Source organism: Nocardia sp. CNS-044 (genome assembly GCF_059570515.1).
The window spans coordinates 298,611-318,409 of sequence record NZ_JCANSX010000010.1 but is presented as its reverse complement, the minus strand read 5'-3'; the positions used below and the strand labels follow the sequence as shown (position 1 = coordinate 318,409).

Here is a 19,799-nt window from a genome sequence, read left to right as displayed (position 1 = left end):
TCGGCCCAGTTCGTGGTCGAACTACAGAAAGTTGATGAGGATGAAGACATTCCGGACGCTGAGTGCGGCCGCTGCCGTGCTCACCGTCACCGCGGGACTGGTGGGCTGCGGCTCGGACGACACGCAGACGCCGACGGGATCTGATCAGGTCTCCGGCACCGTCACGGTGTTCGCGGCGGCGTCGCTCACCGAGACCTTCACCGCGCTCGGCAAGGAGTTCGAAGCCGCGCATCCGGGGGTGAAGGTGGTGTACAGCTTCGGCGCCAGCTCGTCGCTCGCCCAGCAGATCGGGCAGGGCGCGCCCGCGGATGTCTTCGCTTCGGCGGCGCCCGCCAATATGCAGCAGGTCGTCGACCGTGGCGAAATCACCGCCCAGCCCACGACGTTCGTGAGCAACCGTTTGAAAATCGCGGTGCCCAAGGGTAATCCGGGCAAGATCACCGGTCTCGCCGACTTCGGCAAGACCGAGCCGCGCATCGCGCTGTGCGCCGAGCAGGTGCCCTGCGGCGCCGCGGCCAAGAAGGTCTTCGAGATCGCGGGCATCGCACCCCAACCCGACACCCGCGAGCAGGACGTCAAGGCCGTGCTCACCAAGGTGACGCTCGACGAGGTCGACGCCGCCCTGGTGTATCGCACCGATGTCCAGGCCGCCGGGGACAAGGTGGAGGGCATCGACTTCCCCGAATCGACCCAGGCCGTCAACACCTACCCGATCGCGCCGCTGGCCAAGGCGCCCAACCCGAACGCGGCCGCCGCCTTCGTCGACTTCGTCCGTTCGGATCGGGCCAAGCAGGTGTTCGCCGCCGCCGGTTTCGACACCCCTTGAGCGCTTGGATCACTCGGGACGAGGAGTGACCGGACCCCCGCGCAGACCGCTGCCGCGGGGGTTCGCGCGTCAGGGGCGATCCGAGTTCTCGAAGAGCGGACGTAGATTGCGCGCCGCCATGATCAGATCGTTGCCCGCACCGGCTTCGACCATCGGCCACACCTGAGCGTCCGAGCCGACGACGAAATCGCTGACCCCGGCCGACTGTGTACGGCGCGGGCCGCCGCGATCAACTGACTCGATTCCGGGGATGACGCGGGGGGGGGGCTTACACGGCGTCGCGTGCTCAGGGCAGACGCATCAGCTGTCGGGAGAGGCCGAACAGGCGGCGGGCGAGCCGCACCACGGGGAGGCCCAGCGGAAGAAGGATGATCGTCACGCACAGCACCGCGCCGAGGAGCCACACCACGGCGGCGAGGATCCCCACCACCGTGCCGAGCACGGCGGTCAGCACTCCGAGCACTACGTCGAGCAGACCCTTGAGCAGTCGCATGGTGACCTTCCTTGCTCCATTCTGCTCTTTCGGAAACCGCCGCGCACGTGCCGATGTTCGCCGGACGACTATTCCGGGACCGGCCCTCCGGCCGCGGGCAATTCGGCGTGGAACTCGCGCAGCGCGGCGGTGACGCCGACGAGGACCCGATGGGCCGCCCGCAGGTCGGCATCGGGCAACTCGGCCAGCGCGGCGCGAGTCCGCTCACCGAGCGGACCGAAGAAGCCCGCCGCGACCGCCATGCCGTGATCGGTGTAGCGCAGGTGGACTCGACGCCGATCGGCGGCATCCGGCGTGCGTTCCAGGTGGCCCGAGTCGAGCATGCGCTCGACCAGGTAGGTGACGGCGGGCGCGGAGATCCCCATCAACTTGCTCAGCTGTCCCGCTGTGACCGGCGTGCCTTCGGCATCGGCCGTCGCGACGTGCATCAAGGCGCGGAAATCGTTGGGGCGCAGGTCGTTCGCCCGCGCGAAGACATGACCGATCTGCTCCGAGACGGCCGTGAGCGCGCGAAGGTCCCGAGCGATCTCGGTCTCCAATGCCGTCCGTTCGATGCCTGGGTCCGTCGTGTTCGCGACGCTGTCGCCCACCGGCCGCCTCCTGTCTGTCCGGCTCAGAGCTTAGTCACTCGGGTAGGCGCCCGTTGCCTATTAGTTAAGTTTCTGAAATAGTTGCCGACGTGAACGGGAGCGCATGGGACGGATTCGCGAGGCTGGTCACCGGGCGACGATCGTGGGGTGTCCTGCTCGCGGTCGTGGCGGCGGCCATGGCGGTCATGGTGCTGGCGGGCGGCAACGACAGCGCGGGCCAGGCGCCCGATTCGCTACCCGCCTCGACCGAGTCCGCTCGCGCCGCGGTGGTCGCCGACCAGTTCCCGGACGCCGGAACGGCCGCCGCCATCGTGGTCGCGACTCGCTCCGACGACGGCGAATTGACGCAAGCGGATCTCGCCGCGCTGGAAGCGGCGCTCACCCGCGCCGATGCCGGGGCGCGACCGACCGGCGTGATCGTGGCCCCGGACGGTCGAGCAGCCCTCGGCCGTGTCGCGGTGCCCGCGGATCTCAACGGCTTCGCGCTCACCGAACGCATCGAGGAATTGCGCGCCGCCGTCACCGCCGACGCGCCCGAGGGACTCCGATTGCAAGTGACGGGCGGACCTGCGTTCGGTGCCGATATCGCCGACTCGTTTTCGGGTGCCAACACCCTGCTGCTCGCCGTGACCGCGATCGTGGTGATGGTGCTGCTGATCGCGACCTACCGCTCGCCGGTGCTGTGGCTGGTGCCGCTGACGGTGGTCGGGCTCGCCGACCGGGTCGCCACCAGCGTCGGCACCGCCCTCGCCGACCTCACCGGCCTCGCCTTCGACGGATCGACCTCCGGCATCACCAGCGTGCTGGTCTTCGGGGCGGGAACCAATTACGCGCTACTGCTGGTGTCGCGCTACCGCGACGAACTGCACCGCCACACCGACCATCGGGACGCGCTGCGTGCGGCGGTGCGGCACGCCGGGCCCGCCATCGTCGCCAGCAACGTCACCGTGGTCCTCGCCCTGCTGACCCTGTTGCTGGCCCTGCTGCCCAACACCCGCAGCCTCGGTGCGTTCGCGGCGGCGGGCCTGGTGGTCGCGGTCGTCTTCGTGCTCACCGCCCTGCCGCCCGCTCTCGCGCTGTGCGGACGACGGGTGTTCTGGCCGTTCGTGCCGCGGCCGGATGGCCGCGACGCCGCCGAGGACGGGGCGTGGGCGGCGGTCGCGACGCGGGTGGTGCGCCGGCCGGCCGTCGTCGCCTGCGGTGCGTCGGCGGTGCTCGTCGTCTTCGCCGCCGGTCTGGCGGCCACCGACATCGGACTCTCGCGCACCGAACAGTTCCGTGTCCGAGCGGAGTCGGTCGACGGTTTGAACGTCCTCTCCGAGCACTTTCCGCCCGGAGCGTCGGACCCGGCCCTCGTGATCGCGCGGAGCGGCGCTACCGCGCAGGTCCAGTCGGCGCTCGACACGGTCTCCGGAGTCTCGCGCGCCACGGTGACGGGAACATCCGAAAACGGGTGGACCCGTTGGTCGGTGGTGCTCGACGCGGCTCCGGCCTCCGCCGCGGCGTTCACCACCATCGAGAACATCCGGTCGGCGATGGCGGCGGTGCCCGGTGCTGAGGCGCTGGTCGGCGGATCCGATGCCGAAGCGCTCGACATCCGCGACGCCGCCCGCCGCGACCAGGCTCTGGTCATCCCGCTCATCCTCGCCGTCGTGCTGCTGGTGCTCGCGGTGCTGCTGCGTGCGCTGCCCGCCGCGTTGTTGCTGGTGGGTGTCACGGTGCTCAGCGCGCTCGCCGCGCTCGGCGCGGGCAGCTGGCTCAGCGACAACGTGTTCGGCTTCCCGGCGCTGGACACCAACGTCCCGCTGTTCGGCTTCCTGTTCCTCGTGGCGCTCGGCGTGGACTACACGATCTTCCTGGTGACCAGGGCGCGGGAGGAAGCGAACCCGCACGGCACCACGCGGGGGATGGTCCGCGCGGTCGCCTCGACCGGCGCGGTCATCACCAGCGCGGGCGTGGTCCTCGCCGCGGTGTTCTGCGTCCTGGGTGTGCTGCCGCTGATCACCCTGACCCAGTTGGGCATCGTCGTCGGCGTGGGCATCCTGCTGGACACCTTCGTGGTGCGCACACTGGTGGTGCCGGCCTTGTTCGCGATGCTCGGCGACCGGGTCTGGTGGCCCGGCAAGCCTGCCGCGCGCGCCCTCTATCCCGCCGCGACCGCGGCCGCCCAGCGATAGTCGGCCTTGCCCGCCGGTGTGCGCCGGACCTCGTCGACCACGACCATGGTTCGCGGTATCTTATAGCCTGCCAATGTCTTTCGGCAGTGCTGCTGGACTTCCTCCAGTTCGAGCGCCGGTGCGTCCGGGTAGGTCGCGACGACCGCGGCGACCTTCTGCCCCATGCGTTCGTCGGGCACGGGGACGACGAGCGCGTCGGCGATCGACGGGTGGTCGTGCAGTGCGGCCTCGACCTCCTCGGCGAAGACCTTCTCGCCGCCGGTGTTGATGCACTGCGAGCCGCGGCCGAGGAACACGATGGTGCCGTCCGCCTCCACGCGCCCCATGTCGCCGAGGATCGACATGCGTGTGCCGTCGGCGCGCGTGCGGAAAGTGCGGGCGGACTTCTCGTCGTCCTTGTAGTACCCGAGCGGGATGTTGCCGACGCGGGCGATGTATCCGATCCGCTCGCTGCCCGGGGGAATGTCGTCGAGGTCTTCGTCGACGAGCAGCATCGTCGGCGAAGGCGGCATGCGCAGATTGCCGTGCTCGTCGACGGTGAAGGCGCCGTCGTTGCCGGACTCCGAGGCTCCGAAGTTGTCGCGCAGCAGGAGATCCGGCTTGATCGCGAGCATGCGTTCGCGCACGCCGACCGACCAGATCGCGCCGCCCGAGGTGATCGAGAACAGCGAGCTGAAGTCGATCTCGCCCCGGCGACGTTCCATCTCGTCGACCAGCGGAAGTCCCATACCGTCTCCGACGATGAGGATCACCTGGAGCTTGTCCCGCTCGATCGCTTCCACGACACGGCGCGAATCGAAGTCGCGCATGAGGACGACGCGCGCCCCGAGGGTGAAGAAGGTGAACAGGGAGTACAGCGCGGCGCCGTGCATCAGCGGCGCGGCGATCAGGAAAGCCAGTTCCGGGAATTCCTTGGCGGCGGTGGCGATCTCGGCGAGATCCTGACGGGCATCGTCGCCGTAGGGGTTGCCGCCGGAGAGCGGCTTGCGGAAGAAATCGTCGTGCCGCCACATCACCCCCTTCGGGTACCCGGTGGTGCCCCCGGTGTATAGCAGATACAGCTCGTCTCCGGTGCGCGGCGCGAATTCCACGGCGGGGGAGAGGGTTTCGGCATCGGCGAACGGTACCACGGCGATCGAGCGCGCGTCCGCGGCGGCGCGCAGCTCGCCCTCGATCGCACCGATCACGATCACGGTCCGCACCAGCGGGCACGCGTCGAGGAGCCCGGCCAGCGTCCGCTGATGTTCGGGCAGTTCGACGAGCACGGCTACGGAGTCCGAATTGGTGAAGATGTATTCGAGCTCGGCGGGCGTGTAGCGGTAGTTGACGTTGATCGGCACCGCGCGAATCTTGATCAGGCCCAGGATGGCGGTGACGTGTTCGACGCTGTTCTTCAGGAACAGCGACACGTGTTCTCCCGCGCCGATGCCCGCCTCCGACAACAATCGCGCCACCGTGTTCGCCTCGGCGTCGAGCCGGGCGTACGTGTGGTGCTCGCCCTCGTAGGTCAGCGCGACGCGGTCGGGGACCGCGGCCGCGACCGTCTCGAAGACATCGGCCAGGTTGAACTGCACATCCACTCCTCGCGAGACCGGCTGGCCGGGCCGCAGAGGTTCGGGATCTTCCTCGTTGGGCGCCGACCGACGCCCAACTGTAGAACATGTTCTAGTTGTCGGGGGAGCATTCGGCGACGCGGACGTCAGTCCTTGGCGAACGCCGCGGCGAGCTCCCGTTCGACGTCGATGTACGGGGTGCCCGAGGTGTCGACGATCACCTTGGCGACGGTGCCGCCGGTGAACGGATACGGCGCGGTGTAGGCACTCGACACCGACTGTCCGCCGTTGCGTCCCACGCCGATTCCGCCGCCCGCCAGTCCGAAGGTGCCCGGGTGGGTACGCATGCCGGACCGTGACGCGACGACCGCGTCGTCGACATACAGCGAGACCTCCCCGAGCGGGGTGTGGCTGCCGTCGACGGTGCCGGTGCGCTCGTAGCGGACGCCGAACAGGTGGCTGCCCAGCGGCAGGGCGTCCGGCGCCGATACCCACTGCTCGTCCTCGCCCATGAAGTTGTAGAGGTAGTGCAACCGGCCGTCTTTGACGAAGAGGACGTGTCCGCCGTGTCCCGCACCCTGTTTGAACAGCACGCCCTCGGCGGCGGGGGAGTCGACGGTGACTTCGGCGAGCACCGAATAGGACTGGCCGCGGATCTCGACCCCGGCGCCGATGCCGACCTCGGCGGTGCCGGGGTAGTACGTGAAGTTCGTCCGGTCGACCACCAGGTAGGGCCGCCAGCGGTTCAGCGTCTCCAGGATGTTGAGATCGGCCAGCGGCAGCCCGTTGTACTTGGCGGCCTCGGAGAACCACAAGGCCTTCAGTTCTTCGAGTTTGTCGGGATTCTCGGCGGCCAAGTCGCGGTTCTGGCTGCGGTCCTTTTCGATGTGGTAGAGCTCCCAGCGATCCTGGTCGAAGTGACTCCAGCCGGACGGGGTGGCCGCGTGCACGGTGTTGGCGAACCAGCCGCGGTGCCAGATGCCGCGGGTGCCGAGCATCGTGTAGAACTGCGTGTCCTTGGCGGTTTCGGCCGACGGATCATGAAGCGCCGCTGCGAAACTCACGCCTTCCAGCGGCCGTTGCGGGATGCCGCGCACGGTGTCGGGCGGGGTGATGCCCAGCAGGTCGTAGACGGTAGGCGTCACGTCGCAGACGCTGACGTAGCTGTCGCAGACCGTACCGTGCGCGCGAATTCCGTTGGGCCAGGAGATGATCGCGGGATCGGCGATGCCGCCCTCGTGGGAGGCGTAACGCTTGTAGAGCTTGTAGGGCGTGTTGAACGCCATCGCCCAGCCGATCGGGTAGTGGTTGTAGGTCTGCGGGCCGCCGAGCTGGTCGTAGAACCGCATGCTCTCTTCGACGGTGTCGATGTAGCCGTTGAAGAACTTCACCTCGTTGACCGATCCGTTGGGTCCGCCTTCGCCGCTCGCGCCGTTGTCGGAGATGACCACGATGATGGTGTTGTCCAGCTGGCCCGACTCTTCCAGATAGTCGAGTATCCGGCCGATCTGATCGTCGGTGTAGCTCAGGAACCCCGCGAAGACCTCCGCCATGCGGGCGAACAGCCGCTTCTCCTCGGCGTTCAGCGAGTCCCATGGGCGCACCGTGTCCAGCAACGGCCACGGCTCGCCGTTGGGACCTTTGGCGGCGAGATACGGGTTGACCGGTGACATCTCGGTGTCGGGCGGGACGATGCCCATCCGTTTCTGGTTCTCCAGCACGATGTCGCGGTACGCCTCGTAGCCCATGTCGAACCGACCGGCGTAGCGGTCGGCCCACTCGGCGAACACGTGATGCGGGGCGTGGCCCGCACCGGGGCAGACGTAGGAGAACCACGGCTTCTCGGGCGCGATGACCTTGGCGTCGCGGATGAATTCGATGGTCTTGTCCGCGATGTCCTTCGACAGGTGGTAGCCCTGCTCCGGGGTGGCCGGTGGCGCGGTGGTGTGGTTGTCGTAGATCAGCTCCGGGTACCACTGGTCGGTCTCGCCGCCCATGAAACCGTAGAAGCGTTCGAAACCCCGGCCCAGCGGCCAATGCCGTTTGGTGGCAGCCAGATTCGACTCCTCCAGCGGCGTCAGGTGCCACTTGCCGACGCAGTAGGTGTTCCAACCCCGTTCGGCGAGTACCTCCGACAGCAACGCGGTCTCGAAGGGAATCCGGCCGCTGCAATTGGGGAAGCCGTCGGTGAATTCCTCGATCGTCGCCATGCCGACGGAGGTGGCGTTGCGACCGGTGAGCAACGACGCCCGCGTGGGCGAGCACAGCGCGGTGGTGTGGAATTGCGACAGCCGCACGCCGCGCTCGGCGATCCGCGTCATGTTCGGCATGTCGACGAGGCCGCCGAAGCAATCCCAGGTGGCGATGCCGATGTCGTCCCAGACGAGGTAGAGCACATTCGGCGCCCCCTCCGGCGCGGTGGGCGCCGCGAACGGGCCCCAATCCGGTTCGGAGTCGCGGATGTCCAGTGCGATCTTGCCCTTGAAATCGGTCGCCATCGAGCACCCCGATCGTTGTTGGAAGATTGCTGCCGACGCGCTGTTTGGAGGATAACGCGCACTACGCCCCGCTCGAGGCGGAAATCACCGCCTCGGACGAGATATCAGCAATTATTCAGTTACGAGTTGCGCGGGCCGGTGGCGCCCGCGGTGAAACCGCCGGAGCGCCACCGGAAGGTCTCGGGTCAGCCGCCCACGTAGTCGGCGAGGTGCTCGCCGGTGAGGGTGGAACGACCGGCGACCAGCTCGGCGGGTGTGCCCTCGAAGACGATCTTGCCGCCGTCGTGGCCTGCGCCGGGGCCGAGGTCGATGATCCAGTCGGCGTGCGCCATCACCGCCTGGTGGTGCTCGATGACGATGACCGACTTGCCGGAGTCGACCAGCCGGTCCAGCAGGCCGAGCAGCTGTTCCACATCGGCGAGGTGCAGGCCGGTGGTCGGCTCGTCGAGGACGTAGACGCCGCCCTTGTCGGCCATGTGGGTGGCCAGCTTGAGCCGCTGCCGCTCGCCGCCGGACAGCGTGGTCAGCGGCTGGCCGAGGCCGAGGTAGCCGAGCCCGACGTCGACGAGCCGGTCCAGGATGGCGTGCGCGGCCGGAATCCGCGCCTCGCCCGAGCCGAAGAACTCCTCGGCCTCGCTCACCGACATCGCGAGCACCTCGCTGATGTCACGGCCGCCGAGCTTGTACTCCAGCACGGCGGGCTGGAACCGCTTGCCCTCGCAGTCCTCGCAGGGGGACTCGACACCGGCCATCATCCCCAGATCGGTGTAGATGACCCCGGCGCCGTTGCAGGTGGGGCACGCGCCTTCGGAGTTCGCGCTGAACAGCGCGGGCTTCACGCCGTTGACCTTGGCGAACGCCTTGCGGATCGGCTCGAGCAGTCCGGTGTAGGTCGCCGGATTGCTGCGCCGCGAGCCGCGGATCGGCGCCTGGTCGACCGCGACCACGCCCTCCGAGGCAGGGATCGAACCGTGGATCAGCGAACTCTTGCCGGACCCGGCGACGCCGGTGACGACGACGAGCACGCCGAGCGGGATGTCGACGTCGACATCGCGCAGGTTGTTGGTCGCCGCGGCGCGGATCGCCAGCTTGCCGGTCGGCTTGCGCACCGTCGGCTTGAGCGAGGCGCGGTCGTCGAGATGGCGGCCGGTGACGGTGTCGCTGGCCCGCAGCCCCTCGAGCGTGCCTTCGTAGCAGATGGTGCCGCCCGCCGAACCCGCGCCGGGCCCGAGGTCGACGACGTGGTCGGCGATCGCGATCGCCTCCGGCTTGTGCTCGACGACGAGGACCGTGTTGCCCTTGTCGCGCAGCCGCAGCAGCAGGCCGTTCATCCGCTGGATGTCGTGGGGGTGCAGGCCGATGGTCGGCTCGTCGAAGACGTAGGTGACGTCGGTGAGCGAGGAGCCGAGGTGGCGAATCATCTTGACCCGCTGCGCCTCACCGCCGGACAGCGTGGCCGCGGGCCGGTCGAGGGAGAGGTAGCCCAAGCCGATCTCCACGAACGAGTCCAGTGTGTGCCCGAGCGCTTCGAGCAGCGGCCCGACCGACGGCTCGTCCAAGCCGCGGATCCACTCGGCGAGATCGCGAATCTCCATCGAGCACGCGTCGGCGATATTGATGCCCTTGATCCGCGACGAGCGCGCGCCCTCGGCGAGCCGGGTGCCGTCGCATTCGGGGCAGGTGGCGAAGGTGACCGCCCGCTCGACGAACGCGCGAATGTGCGGCTGCATCGACTCGGGATCCTTGGACAGGAACGACTTCTGCACCTTGGGAATCAGTCCCTCGTAGGTGAGGTTGACGCCGTCGACCTTCACCTTGACCGGCTCCTTGTAGAGGAAGTCGCGCATCTCCTTCTTGGTGTACTTGCGGATTGGCTTGTTGGGGTCGACGAAGCCCGACTCGGCGTAGACCCGCACCGTCCAGAAACTGTCCGACTTCCAGCCGGGAATGGTGAACGCGCCCTCGGCCAGCGACTTGGAATCGTCGTAGAGCTGGGTGAGGTCGATATCCGAGACCGTCCCGCGGCCTTCGCAGCGGGTGCACATGCCTCCGGTGCGGGAGAAGGTCGCCTTGACGGCCTTGGTCTTGCCCTCGCCGCGTTCGACGGTGATGGCGCCGGCCGCCTTGACCGAGGCGGTGTTGAAGGAGAACGCGCTGGGCGGGCCGATGTGCGGATCGCCGAGCCTGCTGAACAGGATGCGCAGCATCGCGTTGGCGTCGGTGGCGGTGCCGACCGTGGAGCGCGGGTCGCCGCCCATCCGCTGCTGGTCGACCGTGATCGCGGTGGTCAGGCCGTCGAGCACGTCGACCTCGGGCCGCGCCAGTGTCGGCATGAAACCCTGCACGAACGCGCTGTAGGTCTCGTTGATCAGCCGCTGCGACTCGGCGGCGATCGTGCCGAACACCAGCGAGCTCTTCCCGGAGCCGGAGACGCCGGTGAACACCGTGAGCCTGCGTTTGGGGATCTCGATGCTGACGTCCTGGAGGTTGTTCACCCGCGCTCCGTGCACACGGATCAGATCGTGGCTGTCGGCAGCGTGCCGTGCGGGCGATGTCGTGCCCGTCCCCGTGGCCTTTCCGGTGTTCTTCCTCGCGGCCGTCGCCATCGTTTCTCCCTTTGGTTCGGGGACCGGTTTCGCGGTCTCCGTCGAAGTGGCCTGGCTCGATCCAACCAGCTTCGAGCAGTGCGTCGTGTCTTTTTCATAGCCGCCCGGCCAAACGTCGGAAGCAGGGGCCCTGCTCATCGCGGTGGTCGCCGGGCGGCGGCCACCGTCTGTGGGCGGGGACTACTTCACGATGCGGTTCGGACGGCTCGTGGTGCCGCCCGGCCGGTCAGCTCACCTGCTGGATGCGGACCATGTTGCCCGCGGGATCGCGGAACGCGCAGTCGCGGACGCCGTAGGGCTGATCGGTCGGCTCTTGGACGACCTCGGCGTCACCGGCCTGGATCCGATCGAAGACGGCGTCGACGTCCTTGGACGCCAGCAGCAGGGTGGCGTAGGTGCCCTTGGCCATCATCTCCTCGATGGTGCGGCGTTCCTCGTCGGTGATGCCGGGCGTGGCTTGCGGCGGGTACAGGACGATGGACGTGCCGGGCTGGTCGGCGGGGCCGACGGTGATCCAGCGCATCCCGCTGTACCCGACGTCGTTGCGGACCTCGAAGCCGAGGGTGTCGCGGTAGAAGGCCAGAGCCGCGTCCGGGTCGTTCTGCGGAAGGAAGCTCGCGCAAATGCTGATATCCATGCTGATCAGGCTAGATGCGGCGCGGTAGCCGACGCTTCTTTATTCCTGATCGGTCTGGTCACCTGTTTCGCCACGCACGACGGCATCCCCTCGGTCGCCTGCGCCGCCTCGCGCCGGTAGACGCTGGGCGGCACGCCGACCAACTCGGTGAAACGGGTGCTGAAGGTGCCCAGCGACGAGCAGCCGACCGCGAAGCAGACCTCGGTGACGCTGAGGTCGCCGCGCCGCAACAGCGCCATCGCGCGCTCGATACGCCGCGTCATCAGATAGGAGTACGGCGACTCGCCGTAGGCGAGCTTGAACTGGCGGCTGAGGTGCCCCGCCGACATGTGCGCGTCGCGGGCGAGCTTCTCGACGTCCAGCGGCTGGGCGTACTCCCGGTCGATACGATCGCGGACGCGGCGCAACCGCGCGAGGTCGCGCAGGTACGGCTCCGAGGCGGAATTGCTGCTCACCTCCGCGATCGTCCCACGTCGAGGCGGATCATGGGTGACACGGTCTAGCTCCGCGCGCGCGGGAGTCCGTAGTAGTCGAGGACCAGCCGTTCGTACAACCGGCCCGGAACCAGACGGCGGGTCCAGAACGACAGTCGAACATCGTTGCCGCACAAGTAGGTTTGGCGCGGCCGCGAGGTCTTCAGGATGTCGTGCACCTTCCTGGCGACCGCGACGGCCGGTTGGCCCTCGGACAGATACCCGCTGACCCGTTCCAGCACCGCCTGGCGATCGGCGTCGTATTCCGGCAGCGGCGCGGACACGCGCACGGCCGATTCGATGATCGGAGTCACCGTCCACCCTGGCGCGAGCACCGACACCGCGATGCCGAACCCGGCCGCCTCCATCCGCATCGCCTCGCCGATCCGCTCCACCGCGGCCTTCGTGGCCGAGTACCAGCCGCCGTAGGGCTCGGCGATCGCGCCCGCGCCGGAGCTGACCACGATCACCCGGCCGCCGCCCTGCGCGCGCATGATCGGCATGACCGCGCGCACCACCCGGTGGGTGCCGAGGACATTGGTGTCGAACAGGGCGGCTGCCTCGTCCGGTTCGGTCTCCTCCACCGAGCCGACCACGCCGTAGGCGGCGAAGGTGACCACGGCGTCGATCCGGCCGTGCCGCGCGACCACGTCTTTCACCCAGGCGCGCACCGCCTCCGTATCCCGGACGTCCACGGTCGCGTGGGACGGCCCGGCGACGAGATCGGAACCTTCCACGGTGTAGCCCGCGCGCGCCAGATGCTCCGCCGTCGCCGCACCCATGCCGTTGGCCGCGCCGGTCAGCAAAACGACTTTGCTCATGCCGCACACACCTTCAGCGCCCGCGGCAGCACTTCCAGCCGCGCGGATTCGACCACGGTGATCTCGCCGTCCAGCTCCAGCGGGACGGGCCGTTCGGGCCGCAGCTCCACGGCGGTGTCGCGATGACAGACCGCCAGCGGCGATCCGGTGAACGCGCCGCGGTACAGCCCGGCGATCAGGCCAAGGACGCGCAGTCGTCCCGCGGCCGCCCAGATGTTCACGTCGAACCGGCCGTCGGTCCGGGTGACGGGGGTGTCGTAGTACATGCCGCCCGCGAAGTGCACGCTCTTGAGCACCCCGATATTGGTGATCGGCGCGGTGTGCGTCCAGTCGGTGCCGCGCACCTCCAGACGCAGCGGGCGGTGGGTGGCGATATTGCGCAGGGCGGTGGCGACGATGGCGGCCTCCACGTTTCGCGACTTCAGCCAGGCCAGCGCGCCGGTCGCGTTGTTGAACGAATCGTTGCCCGCCGCGACCAGTCCCATGCTCGCGTTGAGCAGGAAGTAGCGCACCGCGCGGGTGCCGTCGGGCAGGAGCATCGTCGCCTTGCCGACGTCGACCGCCTCCGCGCGCGCCGCGTCGACCCGGACCGCGACGCCGTCGACGAGGGCCGACGGCGGCACCGGCTTGTGGAAGTCGTTGGAGCTGCCGAGTCCGATGGCGCCGAGCGCGAGTTCCTCCGCGCCGCGGCGCGGCCGATCGGTCTCCGGATCCATGATCGCGTTGAGCACCAGGTTCACCATGCCGTCGCCGCCCGCCGCGACGATCGCCTCCGGCTTCGCGCCGTCGGCCGTTTCGATGTGGGTGAGCACCAGCTTCACCGCTTGGTCGGCATCGGCGGGCAGTTCGACGGTCATGCCGGGATGACGTTCCCGCAGGGCACGTTCCACCGGCTGCCAGCGTCGCAGGGCGGTCCCCGCGTTGGATTGCGGATTCAAGATGACGAGCATGACTTCTCCTCGTTGCCCAGCCACACGCGCAGCCGGGTCCAATCTCCCGTGGTGACCAGACCGGTCCGCGAACAGTCCTGCGGCACAGCGGTTTCCGCGACACCCAGCAGGAAGACCGGGATACCGATCCGGGCGGCGGGCGCGTCGTTGGCGGCGTCGTTGCCGATCATCACGCAGTCCCGCGCCGCGAGGCCGAGCCGGTCCAGCAGCTCGCTGTAGAACTCCACGCGCGGCTTCGACCGGCGCATGCTCTCCCCGCTGGTGATGAACTCGAAGACGCCGGGATCGTGGCCGCCCCAGCGCAATCGGGTGGTCGCGGTGCTCAGCGGCCAGAGCGGATTGGTGGCGACGATCTGCGGGACGCCCGCCTCGCGCAGCTCGCGCACCGTCGACACCGCCTCGGGCAGCGCCGGGAAACAGCGGCGCAGCCGGACGAAATCGTGCTCGGCCAGCCGCCGTAGCCGCTCGTCCACCCGCTCGCGTCCGATGTCCAGCCGATCCGCGAGCAGGTCGACCATGAATTCGGTATTGGTGCGGTCGGTTTCGTTGCGACGCACCTCCGGAAGGACACCGGAGAGCACCCGGAGGAACCGGTGCGGCGGCGTCAGGTCGCGGAAGGCCAGCGCCGCCGTGAGCGGCATCAGCGTCTTGAAGCCGCGCCTGCGCAGGCCGACCAAGGTGCCGTCCAGGTCCCACAGCACGGTGCGGTGTGCCCCGGTCATTCCTGACTGTCCAGCACGGCTTGCAGGTCGGCGCGGGTCAGCCCGAGTTCCGCGGCGTACTCGTCGACCCCGGGCCGGGCGGTGGCCGTCCGCAGGCCCGCGCGCTGCGCGAGCTCCGCACCGTAGGCCGCCCCGAGGTCGACGACCGTCTTGGCCAGCGCCGCGGGGAACAGCCAGCGGCCGAGATCGCGCTGGAACACCCGGGTCAGCCGGTAGGGGGCGGACACCCGCGCGCCGAGTGCCGCGAGCGCCTTGGGCTCGCGCAGCGAACTCATGCGCTCCGCCTCGTCGGCGGGCACCAGCAGCAGATCCGACCACAGCCGCCCGAAGCTGGCGCGCTTCTCGTGCGCCTGCGCCGTCATGTTGAATTCGGTGTAGGCCTTCTCGATCCGCGAGGTGTGCGTGGAGCGGCTGCGCAGCAGCGCGTGGATGTCGGCGGTCTTGCGCGCGGTGTCGTAGCGGGTGAAGCGGTTGATCCTCGGCCGCACCCGGTCGACGAGGGTGGCGAACGCCGGGTTCGGCACCAGCCGGTGGCTCAGTGAGAGCGCGTGGTACATCAGGCTTTCGGTGCCCGCCTTCGCGATCTCGCCCGCGAGCAGGTCGTAGTCGAGATCGGTGGCGTAACGGGCGAGGTTCCACAGATCGCCGAGTTCGCGCACGCCGGTCTTGTAGTACGGCAGGTGCACGCCGAGGTGGTGCAGGTTGTCCTCGTGCGCCATGGCCCAGGCGGGCACACCGTAGAAGTCGATGCGGCGCACCCGATCCCAGATGGCGGCGTAATCGATCGTGTACGGGGCCAGCGGCGTGATCAGTCCCCAGTGCGTGCCGACCACCAGCGCGCCGTCGCGCGAGACGAACGAGGGCAGATGGTGCGAGCGCTCGGACCGCATCTTCGGGGCCTTGCCGAGCAGCTCGGAGGTGGCGAAAAGCCCCAGCTCCCGGTAGATCTCGATGGCGGTGTCGACTTGATCCAGCTCGATCAGGATGTCCAGGTCGTTCATCCGCTTGTAGCGCGGGTCGCCGTAGATCTCGGTCGAGAAGAGCATCCCCTTGAGCACCACGCACCGCACGCCGCGTGCGTCGAAGCGGCGCAACAACTCCAGTGCCCCGGCCAGCCTGCGCTCGTTGACGGCGGCGATGTGGTCGGTGACGGCGGCGAACTCGGCGCGGATCGCGTCCGGCACGAGTTCGTAGAGTTCCTCGGCCTCCAACCTGCGCTGTACGAGCGGCACTGTCGCGTTGACCTTCGCCAGCGCGAAGAACTCGGCCCAATCGGTGACGTCGTGGGCCAGCTTGGCCATCTCGGCGCGCTCGTCGGCGCTCGGTGCGGCCAGTGCCGCGTGCACCAGTAGCCGTTCGACGGCGGTGCCGCCCGCGGCGATCTCGGTTCCGGTCATGCCGCACCCTCCTGTTCTGGATGAAAACCGAAGCTTCTGGCGACGGTCGAGATCTGTTCGAGCGCGAAGTCGAGCTGATCGCGAGTCAGGGTGGCCATCATCGAGACCCGCAACCGCTGCTGCTCCCTCGGCACCGCGGGGAATTCGACGCCGTTGACGAAGACGCCCGCCCGGTGCAGCGCGGCGACCACCTCGGCGACGGCCAGGCGCTGCGGCACCAGAATCGGGATGATCGCCGTCTGCGGATCCACCGCGAAACCCATCCGGCGCAATTCCCGCGCGAAATAGGCGGTGTTGTCGTGCAATTGGGCGACCCGCTCGGGATGGGCGTCGATGAAATCGATCGAGGCGAGCACCGCCGCGACCACCGCGGGCGACAGCGACGCCGAGAACATGTAGGAGCGTGCGAAGAAGCGCAGCGTGTCGACCAGGTCCTTGGACCCGGCGACAAAGCCGCCGGTGGTGGCGAACACCTTCGAGAAGGTGCCCATGTACAGCTCCACCGACCCGTCGCCGAGACCGAAGTGCTCGGCGGTGCCGTGGCCTTTCGCGCCGAGCACGCCGGTGCCGTGCGCGTCGTCGATGGCCAGCCAGGCGCCGAACGAATCGCACAGCGCGCGGATCTCCGGCAGCGGGGCGATGTCGCCGTCCATGGAGTAGACGCCCTCGACCGCGACCACGATGTTCGCGCCAGGATTGCGCCAGCGCACCTGCATCAGGCGGTGCCGCAGGTGGCGCAGATCGTTGTGCTGGAAGGCCATCGATCGGACGCGTCCCAGCTGGATGCCGTCGTAGAGGCTGGCGTGGCTCTGCTCGTCGTAGAGCAGGGTGTCGCCGTTGCGCAGCAGGCCGGTCACCCAGCCGACGTTCGCCGCGTAGCCGGAGGAGAACACCATCGCCGACTCGCAGCCCTTGGTCTCCGCCAGGCGCTCCTCCAGCCGCCGGTGCAGCGAGGTGGTGCCGTTGAGCAACGGCGGTCCACCGCATCCCACGCCGAACTCCCTGGTCGCGGCGACCGCGGCCTCGATGATCTCCGGCTCGCTGCCGAGCCCGAGATAGTTGTTGGAGCCGAGCATGATCAGTTCCCGGACCTCGCCGCCGTCCGGGTCGCGCACCTGGACGACCGGCCCGGCCGGGCCGGTGATCTCGCGCAGCACGAAACCGCTGCCCCTGGCGTTCGTGACGTACGGCCGGAATTCCTCGAAGCGCTGCTCGAAGGTGTGCGCCGCGGGGTCGAGATAGTGTTCGAGACTGAAGTTCTCGCCGTGACCGGCGGTCGTAGCGGTAGTAGTGGCGCCCATTTAGTTGTCCTCGTGCACGATGGTTGCGGTGCCCGCGCGTCCGTCGAGCACCAGGCGGTCTCCGGTCGCGACAAGGCGGGTGACGCCGGGAACGCCGACGACAGTGGGAATGCCGAGTTCGCGGCCGATGATGGCGGTGTGCGAGAGCACACTGCCCTTCTCGCTCACCAGGCCGCCCGCGGCGACCATGAGGAAGACCCAGCCGGGATCGGTGGTCGCGGCGACCAGGATCTGCCCGTCGATCTCCACTTCGGGATCCGGGGTGCCGAGCACCAGCGCGGGCGCCTCGACACGCCCCGGCGCGCAACCGATGCCGCGCAGCACGGTCTGCGCCGTCGCGTCGACTGCCGAAATCGAGGCGTCGAAGGCGGGGTCGTCGATGCTCGCCGCGGCGATGCCGGTGGTGACGATCCGGGTGGGGAGTTCGGTGCCGCGCCAGCGCTCGTGATCGCGTTTGCGGGTGGCGACGGTGCGGGCGGCGTCGGTGTCGACGGCGGTGCCGCGGGTCAGCGCCGCGATCTCCTCGTAGGTGAGCCAGAAGATGTCGCGCGGATCGTCGAGCAGGCCCGCGCCGTGCATCTGCTTGCCGAACTCCCGGAACACCCGCTTGACCAAGCCGAAGGAACGGCTGCGGCCCAATCGCATGTTCTCGCGCTGCTTCACGTGCTCGCGTGCGCGGCCCAGCGCGAGGCGGAAGGCGAGGCGCCGGGGGAAGCTGTCGCGGAACAGCGTGGCCGCGGTCCGCTCGGCTTCGCGGCGGATCGCCTTCTCGCGCGCCGCCATCTCGTCGATGTTCTGCCCGCCGCGCAGGTAGTTGCGCAACAACGGCACCAGACGCTCGGGGTGCTCGCCGAGCGGGTCGGTCTCGAGCTTGAGCTCGTCGACGGTGCGATCGCCGAACAGAGCGATATGGCGCAGGCAGGCCGCGCGGAAGGCGGTGAATTCGGGCTGTGCCAATGTCTTCCACACTGTCGGCGCGTCCAACGGGCCGGTGAACAGTTCGCGCAGGGCCGAGTCGTCGCGGATCGTCGCGGTCAACGCGAGCGCCGAGCGCACCGGGTCGACGCTGTCGACACCTTCCTCGCCGCAGAACAATTCGTTGCGCAGCGTGATCGCCTCGGTCTCGTCCAGCCCCTGGCGTTCCAGCAGCAGCCCGACGACGTGGAACAGCTGCTGGGCGAGGAAGTCGTTGAAGATCTGCACCGAGTACGCGGGCACCAGCTCGTGCAGGCAGCGCTCCATCCACCGCAGCAGCGCCTCCGGATCGCGTTCGCGCTCCGGCGTTTCGGGGTCGAGGCGGTAGTCGAGGTCCGCGGTGAAGGCGGCCAGTTCGGTGAAGAACGCCCGCAGCCTGCGCGGCAGCCGCAGCCAACCGGCACCGATGATCGCGAAGACCCGCACCCGCAGCGCGTACATCCGCAGCTGGGCGAGACCGCGTTTCGGTGTGGCGGGGCGTTGGTAGCGGTTCTCGATGTTGAGGGCGGCCTCCCAGCCCTCGATCGCGAACTCCATGCCGGGAATCTGCAGGAACAGCCGGTACCAGTTGCTGATGTTGTAGTAGATCCGCCCGTGCGCGGTGCCGACCAGATACGGGTACAGACTAGCCGCGTTGCGGTCCACGATCGCCCCGGTCGCGCCGAAATCCCGGTGGCAGGCGCGGAAGACCTGCTCGTAGGCGGCGCGCAGGATCGAGAACGTCAGCGGGCTGGACAGTCCCGGGTAGGACTCGGCGACATTGACGTTGTCGAAGATGGTCTCGCGGGCTCCCGTCGCGGTGACCGGGCGGGCCTGCAACAGGAACAGCGTGCCGTCCGCGTCATAGGCCCACTCGACGTCCTGTGGCGCGCCGAAGGTTTCGGCGAGCGCGGCGGCGGTACGGGTGAGCTGAAGAATCCGTTCGTCGGTCAGCGCGGGATCGGCACTGCCGCCGGCGATTTCCGCCACGGCGGTGCCGGAACCGGCTTCGGCGACGACCCGGCTCCGCTTGTCGACGACGTTGCGGGAAACGATGGCGCCCGAAGCGTTGTCGACGAAGTAGGTGTCGCACTCCACCGTGCCCGCCACCACGCCTTCGCCGAGACCCAACGCCGCCGAGACCACCGATTCGGACGGGTCACCGGTCTGCGGATTGCAGCTGAAGACCACGCCGGCGACCGCGCTGTCCACGAGCACCTGAACCAGGACCGCGCACTCGACGCCGCCGTTGTCGAGGCCGCGATGCGCCCGATAGAAGAGCGAACGCTCCGAATAGGCCGAAGCGAGCACCTCCAGCAGGGCGTGGGCCACCCCGTCCGGCGCCACATTGAGGATGGTATCGAGCTGCCCGGCGAAGGAATCCGTAGCGGAGTCCTCGCCGCTGACCGAGGAACGGACCGCGAGCCGCACGTCGGCGGACCACTCCGCGACCGCGGCGTCGAGTTCGGCCGCCGTCTGGGCGGGCAGCGCGAGGCCGAGGATGAGGCCGCGGATCGCCGCCGACACCGACCGCAGCGACGCCGGGTCGGTGTGGTCCAGGGTCTCCAGCAGTTGGGCGATGCCCTCGGTGACGGGTGCGAGGATCTCCGCGCACGCCTCGGTGGTCACCACCGCGAACGGCGGCACCCGGTGACCGGCCGCCAGCAGGCGGCCGAGGTTCGCGGCCTTGGCCCCGAAACGCGCGGTGTGCTCCGGCGCCGCGTCCGGCCGGGCGGCCAGCGTCGCGGCGGGCACCACCGCGCCGGTGTTCGTCGGTTTCATAGGTATGTGCCTCTGCGTA

General features: G+C 68.9%; 15 protein-coding genes. 2 read left to right on the top strand and 13 right to left on the bottom strand.

The features are described 5' to 3' along the window. Nucleotides 1-34: 34 nt before the first annotated feature. On the top strand, nucleotides 35-826 hold the full coding sequence (modA, locus tag T333_RS27415; RefSeq protein WP_496426296.1) for a molybdate ABC transporter substrate-binding protein: 792 nt from the start codon (nucleotides 35-37) through the stop codon (nucleotides 824-826). 286 nt (nucleotides 827-1,112) lie between these two features. On the opposite strand, the gene T333_RS27410 is transcribed toward modA, so the two are convergent. Together T333_RS27410 and T333_RS27405 are read right to left on the bottom strand one after the other, a co-directional pair. Then, nucleotides 1,113-1,319, bottom strand: coding sequence for a hypothetical protein (locus tag T333_RS27410; RefSeq protein ID WP_357246862.1), 207 nt, complete (start codon nucleotides 1,317-1,319; stop codon nucleotides 1,113-1,115). Nucleotides 1,320-1,387: 68 nt separating this feature from the next. Further along, the gene (locus tag T333_RS27405) at nucleotides 1,388-1,909 is read right to left on the bottom strand and encodes a MarR family winged helix-turn-helix transcriptional regulator (RefSeq protein ID WP_355003515.1); all 522 of its coding nucleotides are present in this window, start codon (nucleotides 1,907-1,909) and stop codon (nucleotides 1,388-1,390) included. An 89-nt stretch (nucleotides 1,910-1,998) separates the two neighbouring features. Between T333_RS27405 and T333_RS27400 the strand changes: the two genes are divergently transcribed. After that, the gene (locus T333_RS27400) at nucleotides 1,999-4,086 is read left to right on the top strand and encodes an MMPL family transporter (RefSeq protein ID WP_496426295.1); all 2,088 of its coding nucleotides are present in this window, start codon (nucleotides 1,999-2,001) and stop codon (nucleotides 4,084-4,086) included. Here the strand turns inward: T333_RS27400 and T333_RS27395 are convergent. The 11 genes from T333_RS27395 to T333_RS27345 all read right to left on the bottom strand — a co-directional run bounded on the left by T333_RS27395 (nucleotide 4,053) and on the right by T333_RS27345 (nucleotide 19,780). Further along, nucleotides 4,053-5,660, bottom strand: coding sequence for an AMP-binding protein (locus T333_RS27395; protein WP_357246867.1), 1,608 nt, complete (start codon nucleotides 5,658-5,660; stop codon nucleotides 4,053-4,055). The genes T333_RS27400 and T333_RS27395 overlap by 34 nt on opposite strands. A 125-nt stretch (nucleotides 5,661-5,785) precedes the next feature. Next, entirely contained in the window at nucleotides 5,786-8,137 is a 2,352-nt protein-coding gene (locus tag T333_RS27390; protein ID WP_496426294.1) for an arylsulfatase, read from the bottom strand. A 185-nt stretch (nucleotides 8,138-8,322) separates the two neighbouring features. Beyond that, nucleotides 8,323-10,743, bottom strand: coding sequence for an ATP-binding cassette domain-containing protein (locus T333_RS27385; RefSeq protein WP_496426293.1), 2,421 nt, complete (start codon nucleotides 10,741-10,743; stop codon nucleotides 8,323-8,325). Between the two features lie 226 nt (nucleotides 10,744-10,969). Beyond that, nucleotides 10,970-11,380, bottom strand: a complete 411-nt coding sequence (locus T333_RS27380; RefSeq protein ID WP_355003512.1) for a VOC family protein — start codon at nucleotides 11,378-11,380, stop codon at nucleotides 10,970-10,972. A gap of 5 nt (nucleotides 11,381-11,385) precedes the next feature. Continuing rightward, nucleotides 11,386-11,835, bottom strand: coding sequence for a helix-turn-helix transcriptional regulator (locus tag T333_RS27375; RefSeq protein WP_355003511.1), 450 nt, complete (start codon nucleotides 11,833-11,835; stop codon nucleotides 11,386-11,388). Nucleotides 11,836-11,879: 44 nt separating this feature from the next. Beyond that, nucleotides 11,880-12,674 carry an SDR family NAD(P)-dependent oxidoreductase gene (locus T333_RS27370; protein WP_496426292.1) on the bottom strand — a complete coding sequence of 265 codons (795 nt, stop codon included), beginning with the start codon at nucleotides 12,672-12,674 and terminating at the stop codon, nucleotides 11,880-11,882. Continuing rightward, the gene (locus T333_RS27365) at nucleotides 12,671-13,624 is read right to left on the bottom strand and encodes a diacylglycerol/lipid kinase family protein (RefSeq protein WP_355003509.1); all 954 of its coding nucleotides are present in this window, start codon (nucleotides 13,622-13,624) and stop codon (nucleotides 12,671-12,673) included. Before T333_RS27365 ends, T333_RS27370 begins: the two co-directional genes overlap by 4 nt. Then, on the bottom strand, nucleotides 13,609-14,346 hold the full coding sequence (locus tag T333_RS27360; protein WP_496426291.1) for an HAD family hydrolase: 738 nt from the start codon (nucleotides 14,344-14,346) through the stop codon (nucleotides 13,609-13,611). Before T333_RS27360 ends, T333_RS27365 begins: the two co-directional genes overlap by 16 nt. Beyond that, entirely contained in the window at nucleotides 14,343-15,743 is a 1,401-nt protein-coding gene (locus tag T333_RS27355; protein WP_496426290.1) for a nucleotidyltransferase domain-containing protein, read from the bottom strand. Before T333_RS27355 ends, T333_RS27360 begins: the two co-directional genes overlap by 4 nt. Beyond that, complete coding sequence (locus T333_RS27350) at nucleotides 15,740-17,044, bottom strand: aminotransferase class I/II-fold pyridoxal phosphate-dependent enzyme (protein ID WP_355003506.1); 1,305 nt, start codon at nucleotides 17,042-17,044, stop codon at nucleotides 15,740-15,742. The genes T333_RS27355 and T333_RS27350 overlap by 4 nt, the downstream gene beginning before the upstream one ends. Continuing rightward, the gene (locus T333_RS27345; protein WP_357246888.1) at nucleotides 17,045-19,780 is read right to left on the bottom strand and encodes a PEP/pyruvate-binding domain-containing protein; all 2,736 of its coding nucleotides are present in this window, start codon (nucleotides 19,778-19,780) and stop codon (nucleotides 17,045-17,047) included. Nucleotides 19,781-19,799 lie beyond the last annotated feature (19 nt).

What these genes read in the sequence shown, in the direction of transcription:
- modA (WP_496426296.1), top strand. Translation starts at nt 35, where the DNA reads ATGAGGATGAAGACATTCCGGACGCTGAGTGCGGCCGCTGCCGTGCTC.
- T333_RS27410 (WP_357246862.1), bottom strand. Translation starts at nt 1,319, where the DNA reads ATGCGACTGCTCAAGGGTCTGCTCGACGTAGTGCTCGGAGTGCTGACC.
- T333_RS27390 (WP_496426294.1), bottom strand. Translation starts at nt 8,137, where the DNA reads ATGGCGACCGATTTCAAGGGCAAGATCGCACTGGACATCCGCGACTCC.
- T333_RS27385 (WP_496426293.1), bottom strand. Translation starts at nt 10,743, where the DNA reads ATGGCGACGGCCGCGAGGAAGAACACCGGAAAGGCCACGGGGACGGGC.
- T333_RS27380 (WP_355003512.1), bottom strand. Translation starts at nt 11,380, where the DNA reads ATGGATATCAGCATTTGCGCGAGCTTCCTTCCGCAGAACGACCCGGAC.
- T333_RS27370 (WP_496426292.1), bottom strand. Translation starts at nt 12,674, where the DNA reads ATGAGCAAAGTCGTTTTGCTGACCGGCGCGGCCAACGGCATGGGTGCG.
- T333_RS27365 (WP_355003509.1), bottom strand. Translation starts at nt 13,624, where the DNA reads ATGCTCGTCATCTTGAATCCGCAATCCAACGCGGGGACCGCCCTGCGA.
- T333_RS27360 (WP_496426291.1), bottom strand. Translation starts at nt 14,346, where the DNA reads ATGACCGGGGCACACCGCACCGTGCTGTGGGACCTGGACGGCACCTTG.
- T333_RS27355 (WP_496426290.1), bottom strand. Translation starts at nt 15,743, where the DNA reads ATGACCGGAACCGAGATCGCCGCGGGCGGCACCGCCGTCGAACGGCTA.
- T333_RS27350 (WP_355003506.1), bottom strand. Translation starts at nt 17,044, where the DNA reads ATGGGCGCCACTACTACCGCTACGACCGCCGGTCACGGCGAGAACTTC.
- T333_RS27345 (WP_357246888.1), bottom strand. Translation starts at nt 19,780, where the DNA reads ATGAAACCGACGAACACCGGCGCGGTGGTGCCCGCCGCGACGCTGGCC.